Origin of the sequence: Pararobbsia silviterrae, from assembly GCF_003628125.1 — a bacterium.
GTDB lineage: Bacteria > Pseudomonadota > Gammaproteobacteria > Burkholderiales > Burkholderiaceae > Pararobbsia > Pararobbsia silviterrae.
Genome location: NZ_RBZU01000006.1, coordinates 72,728 through 88,553, shown reverse-complemented (window position 1 = coordinate 88,553; position 15,826 = coordinate 72,728). Strand labels below are relative to the sequence as shown.

At 64.0% G+C, this 15,826-nt stretch carries 14 protein-coding genes; 6 read left to right on the top strand and 8 right to left on the bottom strand.

What is annotated here, in order from left to right; all coding sequences use genetic code 11:
- Positions 1-77 precede the first annotated feature (77 nt).
- Positions 78-1,268: an ABC transporter substrate-binding protein gene (locus D7S86_RS14975; RefSeq protein WP_121087655.1), complete on the top strand. Its 1,191-nt coding sequence runs from the start codon at positions 78-80 to the stop codon at positions 1,266-1,268.
- Positions 1,261-2,082 carry an ABC transporter permease gene (locus D7S86_RS14970; RefSeq protein WP_240648177.1) on the top strand — a complete coding sequence of 274 codons (822 nt, stop codon included), beginning with the start codon at positions 1,261-1,263 and terminating at the stop codon, positions 2,080-2,082. The genes D7S86_RS14975 and D7S86_RS14970 overlap by 8 nt, the downstream gene beginning before the upstream one ends.
- 16 nt (positions 2,083-2,098) lie before the next feature.
- Here the strand turns inward: D7S86_RS14970 and D7S86_RS14965 are convergent, their stop codons facing one another.
- Positions 2,099-2,956, bottom strand: coding sequence for an oxidoreductase (locus D7S86_RS14965; RefSeq protein ID WP_121087654.1), 858 nt, complete (start codon positions 2,954-2,956; stop codon positions 2,099-2,101).
- 119 nt (positions 2,957-3,075) lie between these two features.
- On the opposite strand from D7S86_RS14965, the gene D7S86_RS14960 reads away from it, so the two are divergent.
- Positions 3,076-4,059, top strand: coding sequence for a LysR family transcriptional regulator (locus tag D7S86_RS14960; protein WP_121087653.1), 984 nt, complete (start codon positions 3,076-3,078; stop codon positions 4,057-4,059).
- Between the two features lie 85 nt (positions 4,060-4,144).
- Here the strand turns inward: D7S86_RS14960 and D7S86_RS14955 are convergent, their stop codons facing one another.
- On the bottom strand, positions 4,145-5,020 hold the full coding sequence (locus tag D7S86_RS14955) for a DMT family transporter (RefSeq protein ID WP_121087652.1): 876 nt from the start codon (positions 5,018-5,020) through the stop codon (positions 4,145-4,147).
- A 125-nt stretch (positions 5,021-5,145) separates the two neighbouring features.
- Between D7S86_RS14955 and D7S86_RS14950 the strand changes: the two genes are divergently transcribed.
- Positions 5,146-6,015: a LysR family transcriptional regulator gene (locus D7S86_RS14950; protein ID WP_121087857.1), complete on the top strand. Its 870-nt coding sequence runs from the start codon at positions 5,146-5,148 to the stop codon at positions 6,013-6,015.
- Between the two features lie 83 nt (positions 6,016-6,098).
- On the opposite strand, the gene D7S86_RS14945 is transcribed toward D7S86_RS14950, so the two are convergent.
- The 6 genes from D7S86_RS14945 to D7S86_RS14920 form a co-directional block, all read right to left on the bottom strand.
- A complete protein-coding gene (locus tag D7S86_RS14945; protein WP_121087651.1) occupies positions 6,099-7,211 on the bottom strand; it encodes an NAD(P)-dependent alcohol dehydrogenase in 1,113 nt (370 codons plus the stop codon).
- Between the two features lie 38 nt (positions 7,212-7,249).
- Positions 7,250-8,443, bottom strand: coding sequence for an MFS transporter (locus D7S86_RS14940; RefSeq protein ID WP_121087650.1), 1,194 nt, complete (start codon positions 8,441-8,443; stop codon positions 7,250-7,252).
- Between the two features lie 62 nt (positions 8,444-8,505).
- Positions 8,506-9,003 (bottom strand): cupin domain-containing protein, encoded by a 498-nt coding sequence (locus tag D7S86_RS14935; RefSeq protein WP_121087649.1) that lies wholly within the window; start codon positions 9,001-9,003, stop codon positions 8,506-8,508.
- Positions 9,004-9,010: 7 nt separating this feature from the next.
- Positions 9,011-10,198: an L-2-hydroxyglutarate oxidase gene (gene lhgO / locus D7S86_RS14930; protein ID WP_121087648.1), complete on the bottom strand. Its 1,188-nt coding sequence runs from the start codon at positions 10,196-10,198 to the stop codon at positions 9,011-9,013.
- 104 nt (positions 10,199-10,302) lie between these two features.
- A complete protein-coding gene (locus D7S86_RS14925; protein WP_121087647.1) occupies positions 10,303-10,767 on the bottom strand; it encodes a nuclear transport factor 2 family protein in 465 nt (154 codons plus the stop codon).
- Positions 10,760-13,693, bottom strand: coding sequence for a bifunctional 3-(3-hydroxy-phenyl)propionate/3-hydroxycinnamic acid hydroxylase (locus D7S86_RS14920; RefSeq protein WP_121087646.1), 2,934 nt, complete (start codon positions 13,691-13,693; stop codon positions 10,760-10,762). The genes D7S86_RS14925 and D7S86_RS14920 overlap by 8 nt, the downstream gene beginning before the upstream one ends.
- A 109-nt stretch (positions 13,694-13,802) precedes the next feature.
- Between D7S86_RS14920 and D7S86_RS14915 the strand changes: the two genes are divergently transcribed.
- Both D7S86_RS14915 and D7S86_RS14910 read left to right on the top strand, forming a co-directional pair.
- Positions 13,803-14,720, top strand: coding sequence for a LysR family transcriptional regulator (locus D7S86_RS14915; protein WP_121087645.1), 918 nt, complete (start codon positions 13,803-13,805; stop codon positions 14,718-14,720).
- Between the two features lie 189 nt (positions 14,721-14,909).
- The gene (locus D7S86_RS14910; RefSeq protein ID WP_121087644.1) at positions 14,910-15,758 is read left to right on the top strand and encodes a fumarylacetoacetate hydrolase family protein; all 849 of its coding nucleotides are present in this window, start codon (positions 14,910-14,912) and stop codon (positions 15,756-15,758) included.
- Positions 15,759-15,826 lie beyond the last annotated feature (68 nt).

The window sequence follows — 15,826 nt, the reverse complement described above, 5'->3', positions numbered from 1 at the left end:
TGGACTTGGACGGGCGCTTGCATCGACACGCGGCGCTCTTGGATGGATCCGACTGACTGTTCTGATATCGATACCTTATGTGCGACGTTCCGATGAATCGCCGGGAATGGCTCAAGCTCGCCGCGTTGTTCAGCGCCGCGACCGCGACGCCCTTGCTCGGCATGCGCAATGCGCGGGCTGCCGCCGAACCCGACGCCCCCGTGCGGATCGGCTATCTGCCGATTACGGATGCCGCGCCGTTGCTCGCCGCGCATCACAACGGATATTTTGCCGAGGCAGGCTTGTCGGTCGAGAAGCCGACCTTGCTGCGGAGCTGGGCGCAACTCGTCGAAGCGTTTCTGTCGGGCCAGGTCAACGTCGTGCATCTGCTTTCGCCGATGGCGATCTGGGCACGCTACGGCAGCCGCGCGCCCGCGAAGGTCGTCGCATGGAATCACGTGAACGGATCGGCGCTGACGGTCACGCCCGACATTCAATCGGTGCGCGATCTCGGCGGCAAGACGGTCGCCGTGCCGTTCTGGTATTCGATTCACAACGTCGTGGTCCAGCAGATGATGCGCGACGCGGGTCTCAAGCCCGTGCTCAAGCGCGCGGATGCGCCGGCCGCCGACGAGGTGAACCTCATCGTGATGGCGCCTGCCGATATGCCGCCCGCGCTCGCCTCGAAACAGATCGCCGGATACATCGTCGCGGAGCCGTTCAATGCGGCCGCCGAAGCGCTCAACGTCGGCAAGGTGCTGCGCTTTACGGGCGACGTCTGGAAAAATCACGCGTGCTGCACGGTGTTCATGCATCAGGCCGATCTCGATACACGGCCCGCATGGTCGCAGAAAGTCGTCGATGCGATCGTCCGCGCCCAACTCTGGAGCCGCACGCATCCCGAAGATCTCGCGCGCCTGCTGTCGAAAGACGGCCCCGATCGCTACACGCCGCATACGACGCAAGTCCTGACGCGCGTGCTCGCGCCCGCGGCGTCCGACGAAGGCCGTTATCTCGCGGACGGCGCGATCCGTCATGCCGACTGGCATCCGAAGCGCATCGACTTCCAGCCCTACCCGTATCCGAGCTATACGGAAGAACTCGTGCGTCGGCTCAAGCTCACGCAGGTCGACGGCAACACGGCGTTTCTCGGCGCGCTCGACCCCGTGGCGACGGCGCGCGATCTCGTCGACGACCGGTTCGTCCGCAACAGCATCGCGAAGTACGGCGGTCTGCAGGCGTTCGGCGCGCCGGACGGCTTCGAGCGCAAGGAGGTCGTCGTTGTCTGAGCCCGTCTCGACGCCGAGCGCGTCCGTTCCGATGCCATCGCGTTCGACGCCGGATCGCGCCGCGCGCACGCGCCGGCCCGTATCCTTCCCCTATGGCCTGATCGGCGGCATCGCCGTCGTGCTGATCTGGTGGCTGGCGACGCACGTCGGCGGCCAAGACAGTCTCGCGCGCGCGTTCTCACCCGATGCGGCGCTCGCAGCGCTGGTCCCGCTCGTGCGCGACGACCATCTCGTCGAGCATGCGATCGTGAGCTTGGGCCGCGTCGCGATCGGACTCGGCTGGGCCATGGCGCTCGGCGTGCCGATCGGGCTCGTGATCGGCCGGTTCCGCACGATCGACCGGATGCTGACGCCGGCGTTTCAGTTCCTTCGCATGATCTCGCCGCTGTCGTGGATGCCGATCGCGGTGATGTCGCTCGGGGTCGGCAATCGCTCCGTGTGTTTTCTGCTCGCCTTCGCCGCGGTCTGGCCGATCATCATGAACACCGCCGCGGGCATCGCGCACCTCGATGCGCGCTGGATTCAGCTCGGACGCAGCCTCGCCGCATCGCGCGCCGAGATGCTGCTTCACGTGTATCTGCCCGGTATCGCCGCGCACTTGCTCACCGGTCTGAGGCTCGCCGTCGGGATTCTCTGGATCGTGCTCGTGCCGGCGGAAATGCTCGGCGTCAGCGCGGGGCTCGGTTATCTGATCCTCGATACACGCGATCGCCTCGCCTATTCCGAGCTGTCGGCGACGATCCTCGTGATCGGCGCGATCGGCTTTGCGATCGACACGGGACTGCGCGCGCTCTATCGACGATTCGTGCGATAGCGGTTTCGTCCATGCATCAGACCGCGAAATCCGTCGATGCGGACAGCACTCTCCACGTTTCCGTTTCCTCCGTCACGTACGCGTTTTTCGCGGCAATCGCGGCCAAGGTATCCGTACCCAACGGCAGACGCAGCGGCGGATTCGACGCATCGACGAGCGTGACCAGCGCCGCCGCGAGCTTCGTCGGGTCGCCGGGCTGGTTGTGGTTCATCTGCACGGCCCTGCGACGTACGGCGCCCGAGGTGGCGTCATAGTCGTCAATCACGTTGGGTGAAACAACGAGCGACGACGCATCCAGAAAGTCCGTACGGAAGTACCCGGGCTCGACCACGGTCGCATGGATGCCGAGCGGCTTGAGCTCCGCATGCAACGCTTCCGTCAGGCCCTCGACGGCGAACTTCGTCGACGAATACACGCCGAATCCCGGTCCCGCGCGATAGCCGCCGACCGACGAAATATTGATCACATGGCCTGAACGGTGCGCACGCATCGTCGGCAACACGGCGCGCGTGACGTTGAGCAAGCCGAATACATTCGTGTCGTACATGCGGCGCACGTCCTTGTCGGCCGCTTCCTCGACCGCACCCAGCAGACCGAAACCGGCGTTGTTGACGAGCACGTCGATGCGCCCGAACGTGTCGATCGCCGACTGCACGGCCGCTTTAGCCTGGGCCTCGTCGGTCACATCGAGCGCGACCGGCAGCAGCATCGCGGACGTGCCGAGCCGCTCGACGATCGCGGACACGTTCCGTCCCGCCGCGACGACCGCGTTTCCGTCGGCGAGCGCCGCTTCAGCCATCAATGCGCCGATACCGCGCGACGCACCCGTAATGAACCAGACACGCTTGAAGCCACCTTGTTGAGCGTTTGCCATGTTGTCTCTCCGACGAGTGGGATGAAGTGACGCCATGGTAGGCCCGGCAATTGGCATAAACTAGCCGCATATTGATGGCGTGATAATCAACGTTTGTTTGCGAATCCGGAGACCTCGACATGAACGAAATCCGCGCGATCACCACGTTCGTCCGTGCCGCGGCACTCGGGAGCCTGCGCGGCGCGGCAGTCGATCAAGGCATTTCGCCGCAGGCCGCGAGCCATGCGGTGATGCAATTGGAAAAGACCTTGGGCGTGCGGCTGTTTCATCGCACGACGCGCAAGCTGAGTCTGACCGAGGAGGGCCAGCGGCTGCTCGATAGCGTCGAACCGGCGCTCGCCACGCTATCGTCCGCGCTCGACGATGCTCGACGCGCGAAACACGACGTGGCCGGCATGCTGCGCGTGAGTGCGCCGCGCTCGCTCGGACTGCCGGTGCTCTGGCCGTTCTTCGAGGCATTTCAAGCGCACTATCCCGACGTGCAGCTCGAAGTGCAATTCGACGATCAATTCACGGATCTCGTGACCGACCGCGCCGACGTGGGCTTCCGCGGCGGACCGCCGCCCTCGGGCGGCTCGATCGCGCGCCGGCTGCTGCCGATTCAACTGATCGTCTGCGCATCGCCCGGCTATATCGAGCGTCACGGCGCGCCGCGCACCGTGGACGAACTCGCCCAGCATCGCTGCACCGGGTATCGACGCGCCAATACAGGCAAGCTCGCGCAGTGGCAGTTTCGTATCGGCGACGAGATCGCCTATCGCGATGTCCCCCCCGCGATCTGCGTCAACGATACGGAAATGGAAACGCAGGCCGTGCTGTCGGGTCTCGGCATCGGGCAATTGGGAAGCTTCAACGCCACGGCGCATATTCGGAGCGGTCGACTGATTCCTTTGCTGACGGAACACGTCACCGAATACGGCGCGGTCTATATCTACTACAGGCATCGAACCGAACAGTCGCTGCGCGTGAGGACGTTCATCGACTTCATGGTCGAACGCCTATCCGGCAACCGGGATTTTTTTCTCGATGCGTCCGAGCTTCGCGCCGCGCAACACGTGCCGCAAAAACGCGTGCCGAAGCGACGCGGCGCGTCGCGGCCTTGACGCGCGGCACTCGATCTCGATCCTCGCAGCAGCGTGGCCGACAGATCCGGCTTGCCGTGCGACGTAGCGTGCAAGAACCCACGCCCTATCGCCGTGGCGCGCGCTCCGCATATCCCACCGCGATCGAGATCACCGCGATGCCGGCCAACTGCAGTCCGCTCAGATGCTGACCGAAGACGAGCCGGTCGATCACGATCGCGACCGCCGGATAGACGAACTGAAGCAGCGCGATACGCCCCGTATTCAGGCGCGCCATGCCGCTATACATCAGCGTATAGGCGAGCGCCGTATGAACGATGCCGAGCCCCGCGAGCCAGAGCCACGATGCACCCAACGCGGGCCAACCGTGACGCATCGGCCAGACCCATAGCGTCAAGGTCCCGATCGCGCATTGCCACCACGCGAGCACGCCCATGGGCAAGTCGCGCAGACGCCTCGCGATGATCGCCGCGCATGCCGTGCAAAGGGCCCCCACGAGACACAAGACGACACCGAGCCCGTCGCCTTGCCGAACCCCGCTGTCCGCGGCATGTTCGACAAGACCCGTCGCGAACACGAGGCCGATCATCGCCGCCGAGACCGCGCCCACGCGCCGCCTGCCGACCGACTCCTTGAGACACAGCACGCCCAGCACCACCATCCACATCGGCTGGAATTGGAACAGCACGATCGCCACGCCTGTCGAGATCCGCTCGATCGCGTTGAAGAACAGGCACCAGCTCAGCACCATCAACGCACCCGCGACGAGTACCCAGGGTCCGCTCGTCCGCGTCAGCCGCAAACCGTATGCCTGTCGTCGCACCACGAACCACAGCGTCAAGCCGGCGAGGCCGAACGCGCAGCGAAACCACGCGGCCGTCAACGGATCGGCATGCGCCTCGCGAACGAAGATACCGATCGTGCCGAGCAACGCGCAACCGAGGACAAAAGGCCTGACGCCCGACGACGATCGGGCCGCCATCCAGGCGCTGTTCCTAGGGTCGATGTCTGAAGGTGTCTGCATGCGGCCAGTGTGTGCCGCTGTCATTCGAACGAAAAGCGCATAATTCGAACGTCATCTATTCGAATTTCGAAAGGAGGCATGCGATGCCACACCACGCGTTGCAGACCGACTGGCTCCGCTGCTTTGTCGCCGTGGTCGATGCGGGCTCGCTGTCGAGCGCGGCGGCCGAAGTCCATCGGTCGCAGTCGGCCGTCAGCATGCAGCTCAAGAAACTCGAAAGCGCGCTCGGCTTGCGCCTCATCGAACGCGGTTCGCGCACGCTCGAACTCACACAGGACGGTCAGACGCTGCTTGGCTACGCGCGCCGCATTCTCGATCTGCACGCGGAAGCGCAGATGGCGCTGCACGACGAACCGCTGACCGGACGCGTACGGCTCGGCGTACCCGACGACTATGCCGCGAAATATCTGACACCCGTGCTCAAACGCTTCGCGCCCCGCCATAGCGGTGTCGAGATCGAGCTGATCTGCGAGCAATCGACGTCGCTGATTCCGCGCGTGGCGAGCGGCGAACTCGACATCGCGCTCGTCTCGCGCGATCACGCGCGGCGCGGCACCTTACTGTTTCACGAACCGATGGTCTGGGTCGGCGCCGCGCAATTCGAACTCTGGCGGCGCGATCCGATACCGATCGCCGTTTACGAAAGCACGAGCCTCGCGCGGCGCAGCGCGATCCATTCGCTCGCGCAGCAGGGACGTCGATACAAAGTGGTCTACCACAGTTCGAGCCTGGCGGGACAGATCGCGGCGGTCGAGAGCGGGCTGGCCGTGGCGGCCCTCACGCAATGCAGTACGCCCGCGCATCTGCGGATGCTGGGCGCCGACGAAAATCTGGGCCCGCTCGAACCGATGGAAGTCGCGGCGTATCGCAGCCGCGATTCGCGCGGCGCGAAGGCCGTCGACAGCCTCCACGCGTTACTGGTCAAGACGCTTCGTCAAGCGACGTTCACGTAAGACGTGTCGCGTGCCCACCGCGCGCGACACGCCTAAGACCATCACAATCCGATGTACACGACGCTGACATCGCGTCGCCGACATCACGCCTCGTCATGCATGCACAGCACCGATTTGATCGAGCGGCCGCTGAGCGCATCGTCGACCGCGGCATTGACCTCATCGAGGCCATACGACGTCAAGATCCGATCGATCGGAAACTTGCCCTGGCTGTAGAGGTCGGCCATACGCGGAATGAACACCTCGGGATGGCAGTCGCCGAGGATCGCGCCGCGCAGCGTGCGGCCGCCCGTCATCATGTGCTCGACGTCGACGACGAGCTCCATGCCCTTGGGCGCGCCGCCGACGAACACGCAGGTCCCGAGCCGCGCGAGCACCGCCATCGCCGTTCTCAACACATTCATGTTCGCCGTCGTGTCGAACGTGAAATCGACGCCGCGCCCGCCCGTCGCTTCGAGAATGCGTGCGCGCGCATCGTCGCGCGACGCGTGAATCGCGAGCGTCGCGCCGAGTTCGAGCGCCTTGTCGAGCCGCGCTTCCGACTGATCGACCGCGATGATGTGTCCGGCGCCCGCGAGACGCGCGGCCATCAATGCGCACAGGCCGACCGAGCCGGTTCCGAAGATCGCGATCGACTGGCCGGGCCGGAGTCCCATCACGTTGATCACGGACCCCGCGCCTGTCTGCACGGCGCATCCCATCGGTCCCAGTACTTCGAACGGCACGTCGCGACGCACCTTGACGGCCGCGTTCTGATGCACGACGGCATGCGTCGCGAACGACGACTGGCCATGGAACGTGTGGATCAGACATCCCGATTGCGACAACGGGCTGCTCTTGTCGATGCGTCCGCCTTCGAAGTTGAGCGCATCGAAATGCGCGCAATAGCTCGGCCGCGACATCCGGCACGCCGCGCATTCGCCGCAATAGCTGAACGAAAGCGCGACATGGTCGCCGGGCCGGACCTTCGTGACCGCGGCGCCGATCTGTTCGACGACGCCCGCGCCCTCGTGGCCGAACACGCACGGATGCGGAATCGGATAGATCTCGTGATCGCGCATCGCGATGTCGGTGTGACAAATGCCCGATGCACGCACGCGAACGAGGATCTCGTCGTCGCGCGGCATCTCCATATCGAGTCGCTCGACCGAAAATGCCTGGCCGATACCGCGTGCGACTGCTGCGTCGATTTTCATAGTGTTCTCCGGCGAGTGCCGATAATTGGCCAAGCGTTTCAGTCGTGCGCGACGACGCGATGCGTGCTGCGCGACACGGCGAACGACACGACCGCGATGACGATCGCCGTGCCCGTCGCGACAAGATACAGAAAGCGCGGCGCGCCCGAGCCTCCGATCGCGCTCGCGAGCGACTGGAAGAACGGCGACGCGACCACGCCCGCGCCGATCCCCGCTGTGATGACGCCGTAGGCGGCGTCATGCTGATCCAAGGTGATGCGTCCCGACGCCATGGCGAGAATATGCGGCGTCAGCATCGCGTTGCCGGCGCCGACGATAAACGCGCCGAGCGAAACGATCGTCGGTGTATGCGCACCGGCAAGCACGTAATAGCCGAGCGCGTAAAGCAAAAACGAAACGGGAATCAGCAGGCTTTTGAGCACGCGCAACGCTTCGGGATAGAAGGGACTCAACACGAAGCACGCGAGGCCCGGAAACGAAATCACGATGCCGATCATCCACGGTTCGCCGATATGATCGGCCGTCATGAACATCGCGACCGACGTCGTGATGATGGCCTGAATCGCGAAGTTCAGCGTCATGAACGCAAACAGCGCGAACACCGCGGGCGGCAGATTGCGGATCCCCCCCGTGCTCGCGGCGCGTTGCGGCAGCGCGGCCGGCGTGCCGGCCAAGGCGAGCAAGGCGATCACGAATACGATCGCGAACGTATAGAACGGATACTGCCAGCCGTACGCGAGCAGCATGCCGCTCACGAGACTCGCGATGACGTTCGCGACCATCGAGATCGACGACGTCATGCCCAGCAGGCGGCGCATCTTCTCGCCCTCGAACCGCTCGGTGATGATCGCGTTCGGAATCGGCGACACGAGCCCGACGCCGATGCCCGTGAGCAGACGCACGACGAGGATCGAATTGATGTCGTTGAGCCAGGCCGGCATCATGCCCGTCACGCCGTAAATCACGAGCCCGATGATCAGGATCGTCTTGCGGTCGATATAGCGCGCGAGCATGCCCGACACGGCGCTGAAAATGATCGCGGTGATGAACGGCATCGTCATCACGAGCTTGATCTGCAGATCCGACGCCAACGAGAAGGTTTCGGCGATGCGCCCGAGCGCGGGTCCGATGGACGACGCCTCGAACGTCCAGACGAGCGGGATCAGCAAGACGACGAAGATATTGAACCGCGTCAGCGCGGCGCCCGATGCGGATGATGTTTCTGCTTTCATGGTGTCTCCTCCTTTTAATGATATCCGTCGCCTGAGGCTCCGGACGTTTGCGAGCCGGCGTGCTAGGTGCCGTGCATCAGCGAAATCAGCAGCGCGGGGCCCGGCCCGAGATTCACCCACGCATGCGGCGTTGCCCGTTGACGCACGACGTCGAACGGCTCGATATCGATCGGCTCGCCTTCGTCGAGCACGAGCTTCACGCGGCCTTCGAGCAGGATCACGCAGTCGCTCGTCGGCGTCCGGTGCATCAACGGATGACGCGCGCCGTCGACCCGGCACGCCTCGATGTCGTTGCTCCGGAAAAATGCATCCGCTATCACACGCCAATCGACGTCCTCGTGCGCAGCGGGCGGCGCCGGTAGCACGAAAAAACGCAAGAGGCTCTGCCCGCTCGGCGGATGGAACGGCACGTCGCCGCGCACACTCGCGGCGCGCGATACGAAGCTTTGCCAAAGTTCGATATCGACGCCGGGCGTCATCGGTACAAGGTCCTCGCGTCGTTGCGCCGGACCGTTCGCCGTGTCCGCGACGAGGTCGACGATACGAATCTGTCGTGTCATGTTCGGCTCAACCCAGACATTGCTCGGCGATCATGCGTCCGATCGGCAGCGACGACGTCGCGGCCGGCGACGGTGCGTTGCAGACGTGAAGCATTCGCGGCGTTTGCAGAAAAAGGAAATCGTCGATCATCGATCCATCGCGTCTGACGGCCTGCGCGCGGATGCCGGCTCCCATCGGCAGCAGATCGTCGAGCGACAACGACGGGCAATATTTGCGGCATTCGTCGAGATAGCCGCGTTTCCAAAGCGAATTCACGAGCTCGTGAAAGGCCGAGGCCCGATAGCGGACAAGCAATCGCCAAAAGCCCGGAAACACCGACAAATCGAACAGGTCGCGCAGGTTGACGGCATGCTTCGCATAGCCTTCGCGCGCCGTGCCCAATACCGCGTTCGGACCGACCGTCTGACCGCCGCCCATCGTCTTCGTCACGTGAATGCCGAGAAACGGCAACGCGGGATCGGGCACCGGATAGACGAGGCGCTTGACGATGTCGTTCTTCGACGCCGGCAACTTGAAGTACTCGCCGCGAAACGGAATGATCCGATGCTCGATCTCAAGTCCCGCAAGCCGTGCGATGCGGTCCGACTGAAGCCCCGCGCAGGCGATGAGCTTGTCGGCCGTGAACGCCGCGCCCGGCGTGTCGACCTCGACGTGCGTGCCCTTTTCTCGAATGCCCGTCACGGACACGCCCATTTCGATCGTCGCGCCGTTGCGTTGGAGCTTCTCGCCGATGGCCGTGCAAACCCGCTTGTAGTCGACGATCGCCGTGTCGTGCACGAGGATCGCGCCTTCCCCGTCGACCGCCGGCTCTTCGGCAGCGAGTTCCGCCTTCGTGAGCCGATCGGCGTGGACACCGTTGATGCGCGCGCGTTCGAGCAGGTCGTCCATGCGGCTCGATTCGCGCGCATTCGTCGCCACGATGAGCTTGCCGCACGTGTCGTAGGGCACACCGTTCTCGTCGCAAAAGCGTTTGACCGCCGAGGCGCCTTCGAGACACAGCCGCGCCTTCAAACTCCCCGGCTTGTAGTAAATGCCCGAGTGAATCACGCCGCTGTTGTGTCCGGTCTGATGCGCGGCGAGGCGCGGCTCCTTTTCGAGCACGAGCACGCTCGCATGCGGGCGGCGCGCCTGCACGGCCAGTGCAGTCGCGAGCCCGACGATGCCGCCGCCGATCACGCATACGTCATATTTCATTGAAACTTGCCGGCGATGCCGTCTCCATGCTTTCGAGTCAAGCTGTTGTCGTGTTCGCGCGTGCAGGTCGATTCGGCGGACGCCATCGGTCCGCGCGCTCGACCTCACGCGGATTCCATCGGCGTCTTGGTCCCCTGAAACAGCGCGAGACGCCACACCGCGCCGCGCCGAACCCAGACGGCCGCATATCGACTGCTCAAGGCGATATCTCCCGTCGCCTTGCGAATCGACGCGATCATCCGTCCCGTCACCACGAGCACGTCGTCGGACGCCGCGCTCACCCGCACGTCTTCGAGCGACAGCGCGCGATACACGTTCGCGCCGCTGGCGAGGCTCTCGAGATAACGGGCCTTCGTATCCGCGACGCCGTTCGAGTGGACGTACACGACATCGTCTTCGAGCATCGCGTCGAGCGCCGCGACGTCGGCGCGCAGCATCGCGCTTTCGCGCAGGCGTTCGAGCGATTCGGCGCGCTCGACCCACACGGCCGCGCGATCGCGATCGTCCGATCCGATTTCGGACGCATTCTCCCGTCCGCGCGCAACGGCGTCATTCCGGATGTCATTCACGTTCGACTCCCGCGAGCTTGAAGCGCGAGGCTTCGCAACACGCCTTGACGAGCGCCATGCCGTAGTCGTTGCCGTTCGGCGTTCTGACGAGCGTGTGGATATGGAATTTCTCGGGCTCGGTGTTCGACAGAAACACGCCGGCGTGATGATCGAATTCGATGATGAGCACGGGGCTCTGGATCCGGTAGTAAAACGGATCGGTGTCGCCGTATCCGCCGATCCAGCAGAAATGCGTCGAATCCAGATGGCGTCGGATCTCGTCCATCCGCGCTTCGAAGGGACCGCTCGGCAGATAGGCGTGATAGATCCCGATGAGTTCGAGCAGCAGGTCCCGGCAGTCCGCGGGGAAGTGTTTGACCTCGACCCCTTCGTAGGGAATGACGCGGTTGTCCTGGAACGCGCCGGACAGCAATAATTCATCGCCAATCGCGACACGTCCGTCCGGCATCGACGGATCGCGTTTGAGCGCATAGACCTGCGCTTTCGCGCGAACGTCGTCGGGCAAGGCGCGCATCAATTCGAGGCCGACCACTTCCTCTTCGTTGAGTTCGGCCACGCCGATGTCGGGTCCCGCATCGATCACGTTCGGCTCGGCGCCCATGAACAGCGGCGTGAACACCATCTGCCGCCCGACGACGGTGCAGTTCAGGCACAGATGATGACCGTAGAAGTTCCAACCCCAGGGCTCATCGGACGACGGCGTACCGAAGAGATTGAAGTTGTAGCTGTATTCGTTCATGATCCGCGGCGCGCGCGTGAGCGCTCCGAGGAACGCGTTGACGCGCATGAGATTGCGCGCCTTTTCATAACCGCGCGCGCTCAGGCTTGCCCGCAGGACGTCGAGAATCGCATCGCGCTTGGACGCATCGATCTCGTCGAGGCGCAGACCGAAGCGATTCATGTAGACCTCGGGATTCATCCACGCATGACGCGCGCGATCGTCGATCGCGTGCATCACCGCGTCGTGTTCGGCGGGCGATACGAGACGCAGCAACGCGGCGACCGCGATCCGCATCCTGTCGACCGGCGCGGACTCGTCGCGCATCGTATAGAGGCCCTCGACGATCATGCCGTCCGATGTGATCCCTTTGAACGTCTCGTCGACGAGACGCGCGCGCCATGCGGCGAACATCGGACCGCTACGCGGGTTCGCGAGGCAGCGATCGGCCCAAGAATAGGCATCGTGCTGTTCGATACCCTCGACCTTCGGGTCGTCCGATGCGCGCAAATACGCTCGGAACGGTTCGGCGCGTTGCGCCTCGGCTCGCACCTGAGACGGCACCTGAGACCGCGCCTCATGCGTGCCCGCGAGACGGTCCTTGAGCGACGCCAGCATGGCGCGTCCTTCATCAACGTCGCGAAAGCCCGCGAACACATAGTGATCGGGACGCACGATGGCGCCGATGCAGCCGTGCCGTTCGAGAAACGCGCGCACCAGCGTGCCCGATTCGACGACATGCGCGACGGTCGTATTCGGCGTTGCGCGCGCCCCGGTATCCGAGCCCGCGTTGTCGCGCGCTCCGTCGAGTTCGGAGAGGCTTGCGACGGCGATCGACACGATATCGAGCGCGCGGGCCGCATCGCCCAGTTCCCGGATCGAGGATCCATCGGCGAGCGCGGAGAAGACAATATGAAACTGCCCCTCGCACGATTCATCGAGCAGCATCGCGCGTCCTCCCGCATCCGTCACGCGCGGTTGCGGAAACACACGGCCGGCGAGCGGCGCGTCATGCTCGATGCATCCCCCGACGAGCGGCGGAATCATGTCTTGCCTCACAAGCGTCACGGGCGTGCCCGAGCGCAGCAGCTCCGCGTCGCGCACGCGCGCCGACGCTTCATCGCGCTCGGAAATCAAGCGCCCGCGCTCCTTGGCGATCAGCGTCGTTTCGATGACGTTCGGGCGCCGCTCCTCGACATAACTGTCGAGCAATGCGCTCGATGCTTGATCACGCAGGACCGCTGCGAGCTTCCATTCGAGATTCCCCGCATCGCGCAAACCCTGACACATGCCTTGTCCGAGAAACGGCGGCGTCTGATGCGCACTGTCGCCCGCGATGAACACGCGCGCCTTATGCCATTCGGTCGCGACGAGCGCGTGGAATTGATACGGCGCCGCACGCAGGATTTCCGCTTGTCCGGGCTTGAGCCAGCGACCGAGCAACGACCACAGATAGGGCTCGGACAGCAACGTCTCGCGATCCTCGCCTTCGAGCACCATGAATTCCCAGCGGCGATGATTGCCCGGACACACGATGTACGAACACGGCCGCGCGGGTTCGCAGTATTGACGGTTCGAGTCGGGCAGCACATGCAGATAGGCGTCATCGACCTTCACGTCGACGACCATCCACGACACGTCGTAGTCGTAGGTTTCGAGTTTGAGCCCGAGGCTTTCGCGCGTCGGACTCCACGCACCGTCGCAACCGACCGCGTAGCGCGCCGACCACGACATGACGTCGCCGCTCGCCGATCGCGTGTCGATGCGCACGTGCGCGCTGTCCTGCGATATCGCCGTGACTTCATGGCCGAAACGCAGATCCACGTTTGCCGCATCGCGCAAATGGTCGCGCAGCACCGTTTCGACACCCGGCTGATCGCAGGTGTAGTTCGGTTCCCACGTCAAGGCGAACGGCTGTTGCTCGCGCCGCAGGATCTGGATCAATTGACCGTCGACGCCCGTATATTCGGTATCTCTGAACGAATCGATATGCGGGATCAGTTTCTCGGCCACGCCGATGCGCTGGAACAGCCGCATCGCATCGTGATCGAAACCGACCGCGCGCGGTTGCGGATACACCGTCGTCGTCTTCTCGATGACGAGCACGCTCAAGCCGCGTCTGTTCAGCAAACCCGCCAGCGTGGCACCGATAGGGCCGCAACCGAGAACGGCAACGTCGTACAAGGGAAAGTCCTGACTTACGCTCATGCTTGCGTCTTTTCAAATAGGGCGGAGATTGAATGAGCGCAAGGCTATAGACGCGTACACTGCGGCACAATTGACTTAATTTGACGCCTGAGTTGCACTGGATTGAACAATGAGTCGCCGCCTATTCAAAATCCCGCTCGAAGGTCTGAACGTGCTCGACGCGATCGATCGATACGGTTCGTTTGCGGGCGCGGCGCAACACCTGTGCGTCGTGACGTCGTCGATCACGCATTCGGTCAAGAGCCTCGAAGAAATACTCGGGATTACCCTATTCGACCGATCGGGACGACGCGCGCATTTCACGGCCGAAGGCCGCGCCATTCTCGAACGCGGCCGCTTGCTGCTCGCGCAAGTCGGCGAATTCAACGACAGCCTGCAATCGCTCGCGACCGGATGGGAACCGCGGCTGCGCATCGCGGCAGACCAGGTCGTCAGAATGGAAACGTTGATGTCGGTCATCGACGAGTTTTATGCCGCGACGTCGGGGACCGCGCTGCATCTCACGCAGGAAGCCGGCTCGGGCGTCTGGGACGCGTTGATGTCGGGCCGCGCGGACTTGATCGTGGGCGCGCCCGGCGAAGGGCCGCCCGACGGCGGTTACGAATCGATCGTCATGCACGAGATGCGGTTCGTGTTCGCCGTGGCCGCGAATCATCCGCTCGCGCAGGTCAAGGAGGCCATCACGGCCGAGATGATCGAGGCGCATCGCTCCGTCGTCATCTCGGACACGACGATTGGATTGCCGCGCCTCAGGCGCGGTCTCCTGCATAACCGCGACGTGCTCTACGTGCCGAACACGATGTCGAAGCTGCAAGCCATTTTGCAAGGCACGGCCTGCGGGTTTCTGCCGACGCGGCTCGCCGAGGTTCAGGTCAAGCGCGGCGCGCTGCGCATCCTCGAGGTCCCCATTCCGCATCCGCCCGCCGAAAGCCGCATCGCGTGGCGCAGGGACGAAGACGGCAAGGCGCTGCGCTGGTGGATCGATCGATTGACCGCGCCTGGATTTGACGCGCCGCTCTTTTTCTAGCGATGCGGCGGCCGGCCACGGCGTAACGGCATTGCAACAGCGAGCGCGCGTCGCTCGGCCATCGTTCAATGCGTCGCAACGCTCTCGTCAATATTTGTGAATTGTCCGCGGCCGGGACGTCGACTAACGTGACAAGCCTTGTCCTCAACATGGCGATGCGTCACGCATCGATCGACCCCGACCGCGCACATGAGATTTCTGAGCTTCCGCCATCAGCACCGCGAAACGTACGGCGCTGTTCAACACGACCGCATCGTCGATCTGGGCCATCAATTCGGCACGCTGGCGCCCGACCTCAAGCGTCTTATCGAATTCGATCTGCTCGGCGAAGCCGCGGCATATGCATCGACCGCGACCGATACGCTTGGGTTCGACGATGTCGCGCTGCTGCCCGTCATTCCGAATCCGGGCAAGATTCTTTGCGTCGGCTTGAACTACGGCGAGCATGTGCGCGAAAGCGGACGCGAGCTCACCGAACAACCGACGATTTTCGTGCGCGTCGCCGACTCGCAGCTTGCGCACGGTGAGAGCATCGTGCGACCGCGCGAATCGCTGAAGCTCGACTATGAAGGCGAAATCGCGCTCGTGATCGGCAAAGGCGGGCGTCGCATCCGTGAAGACGACGCCTACGACCATATCGCGGGCTATGCGTGCTACAACGACGCGAGTGTGCGCGACTGGCAGCTCGCGACGTCGCAATGGACGGCCGGCAAGAACTTCTGGCGCACCGGCAGCTTCGGTCCTTGGATGGTCACGCGCGATGCGATCGCCGACGATCACGTCATGACATTGACCACGCGCTTGAACGGCGAAGTGCTCCAGCATTCGACGACGGACAAGCTCATTCACAGCGTGCCGCGCCTCATCGCGCATGTCTCGACATTTACGCCGCTTGCGCCCGGCGACGTCATCGTCACGGGCACGCCCGGCGGGGTCGGCTCGCGGCGCACGCCGCCTGTCTGGATGCAACCCGGCGACTGCGTCGAAGTCGAGGTCGATGCGATCGGCGTACTCCGCAACACGATCGTCGCCGAATAAGCGGCGCGGGCCGCGACGGCTTCCGCGTCGATCGACCGGTCGCGCCGCATCGCGTCGCCCTTTCACAT

Coding starts and splice junctions, on each gene's coding strand:
- D7S86_RS14975 (WP_121087655.1), top strand. CDS start 78: ATGTGCGACGTTCCGATGAATCGCCGGGAATGGCTCAAGCTCGCCGCG.
- D7S86_RS14965 (WP_121087654.1), bottom strand. CDS start 2,956: ATGGCAAACGCTCAACAAGGTGGCTTCAAGCGTGTCTGGTTCATTACG.
- D7S86_RS14960 (WP_121087653.1), top strand. CDS start 3,076: ATGAACGAAATCCGCGCGATCACCACGTTCGTCCGTGCCGCGGCACTC.
- D7S86_RS14955 (WP_121087652.1), bottom strand. CDS start 5,020: ATGGCGGCCCGATCGTCGTCGGGCGTCAGGCCTTTTGTCCTCGGTTGC.
- D7S86_RS14950 (WP_121087857.1), top strand. CDS start 5,146: ATGCCACACCACGCGTTGCAGACCGACTGGCTCCGCTGCTTTGTCGCC.
- D7S86_RS14945 (WP_121087651.1), bottom strand. CDS start 7,211: ATGAAAATCGACGCAGCAGTCGCACGCGGTATCGGCCAGGCATTTTCG.
- D7S86_RS14940 (WP_121087650.1), bottom strand. CDS start 8,443: ATGAAAGCAGAAACATCATCCGCATCGGGCGCCGCGCTGACGCGGTTC.
- D7S86_RS14935 (WP_121087649.1), bottom strand. CDS start 9,003: ATGACACGACAGATTCGTATCGTCGACCTCGTCGCGGACACGGCGAAC.
- lhgO (WP_121087648.1), bottom strand. CDS start 10,198: ATGAAATATGACGTATGCGTGATCGGCGGCGGCATCGTCGGGCTCGCG.
- D7S86_RS14920 (WP_121087646.1), bottom strand. CDS start 13,693: ATGAGCGTAAGTCAGGACTTTCCCTTGTACGACGTTGCCGTTCTCGGT.
- D7S86_RS14915 (WP_121087645.1), top strand. CDS start 13,803: ATGAGTCGCCGCCTATTCAAAATCCCGCTCGAAGGTCTGAACGTGCTC.
- D7S86_RS14910 (WP_121087644.1), top strand. CDS start 14,910: ATGAGATTTCTGAGCTTCCGCCATCAGCACCGCGAAACGTACGGCGCT.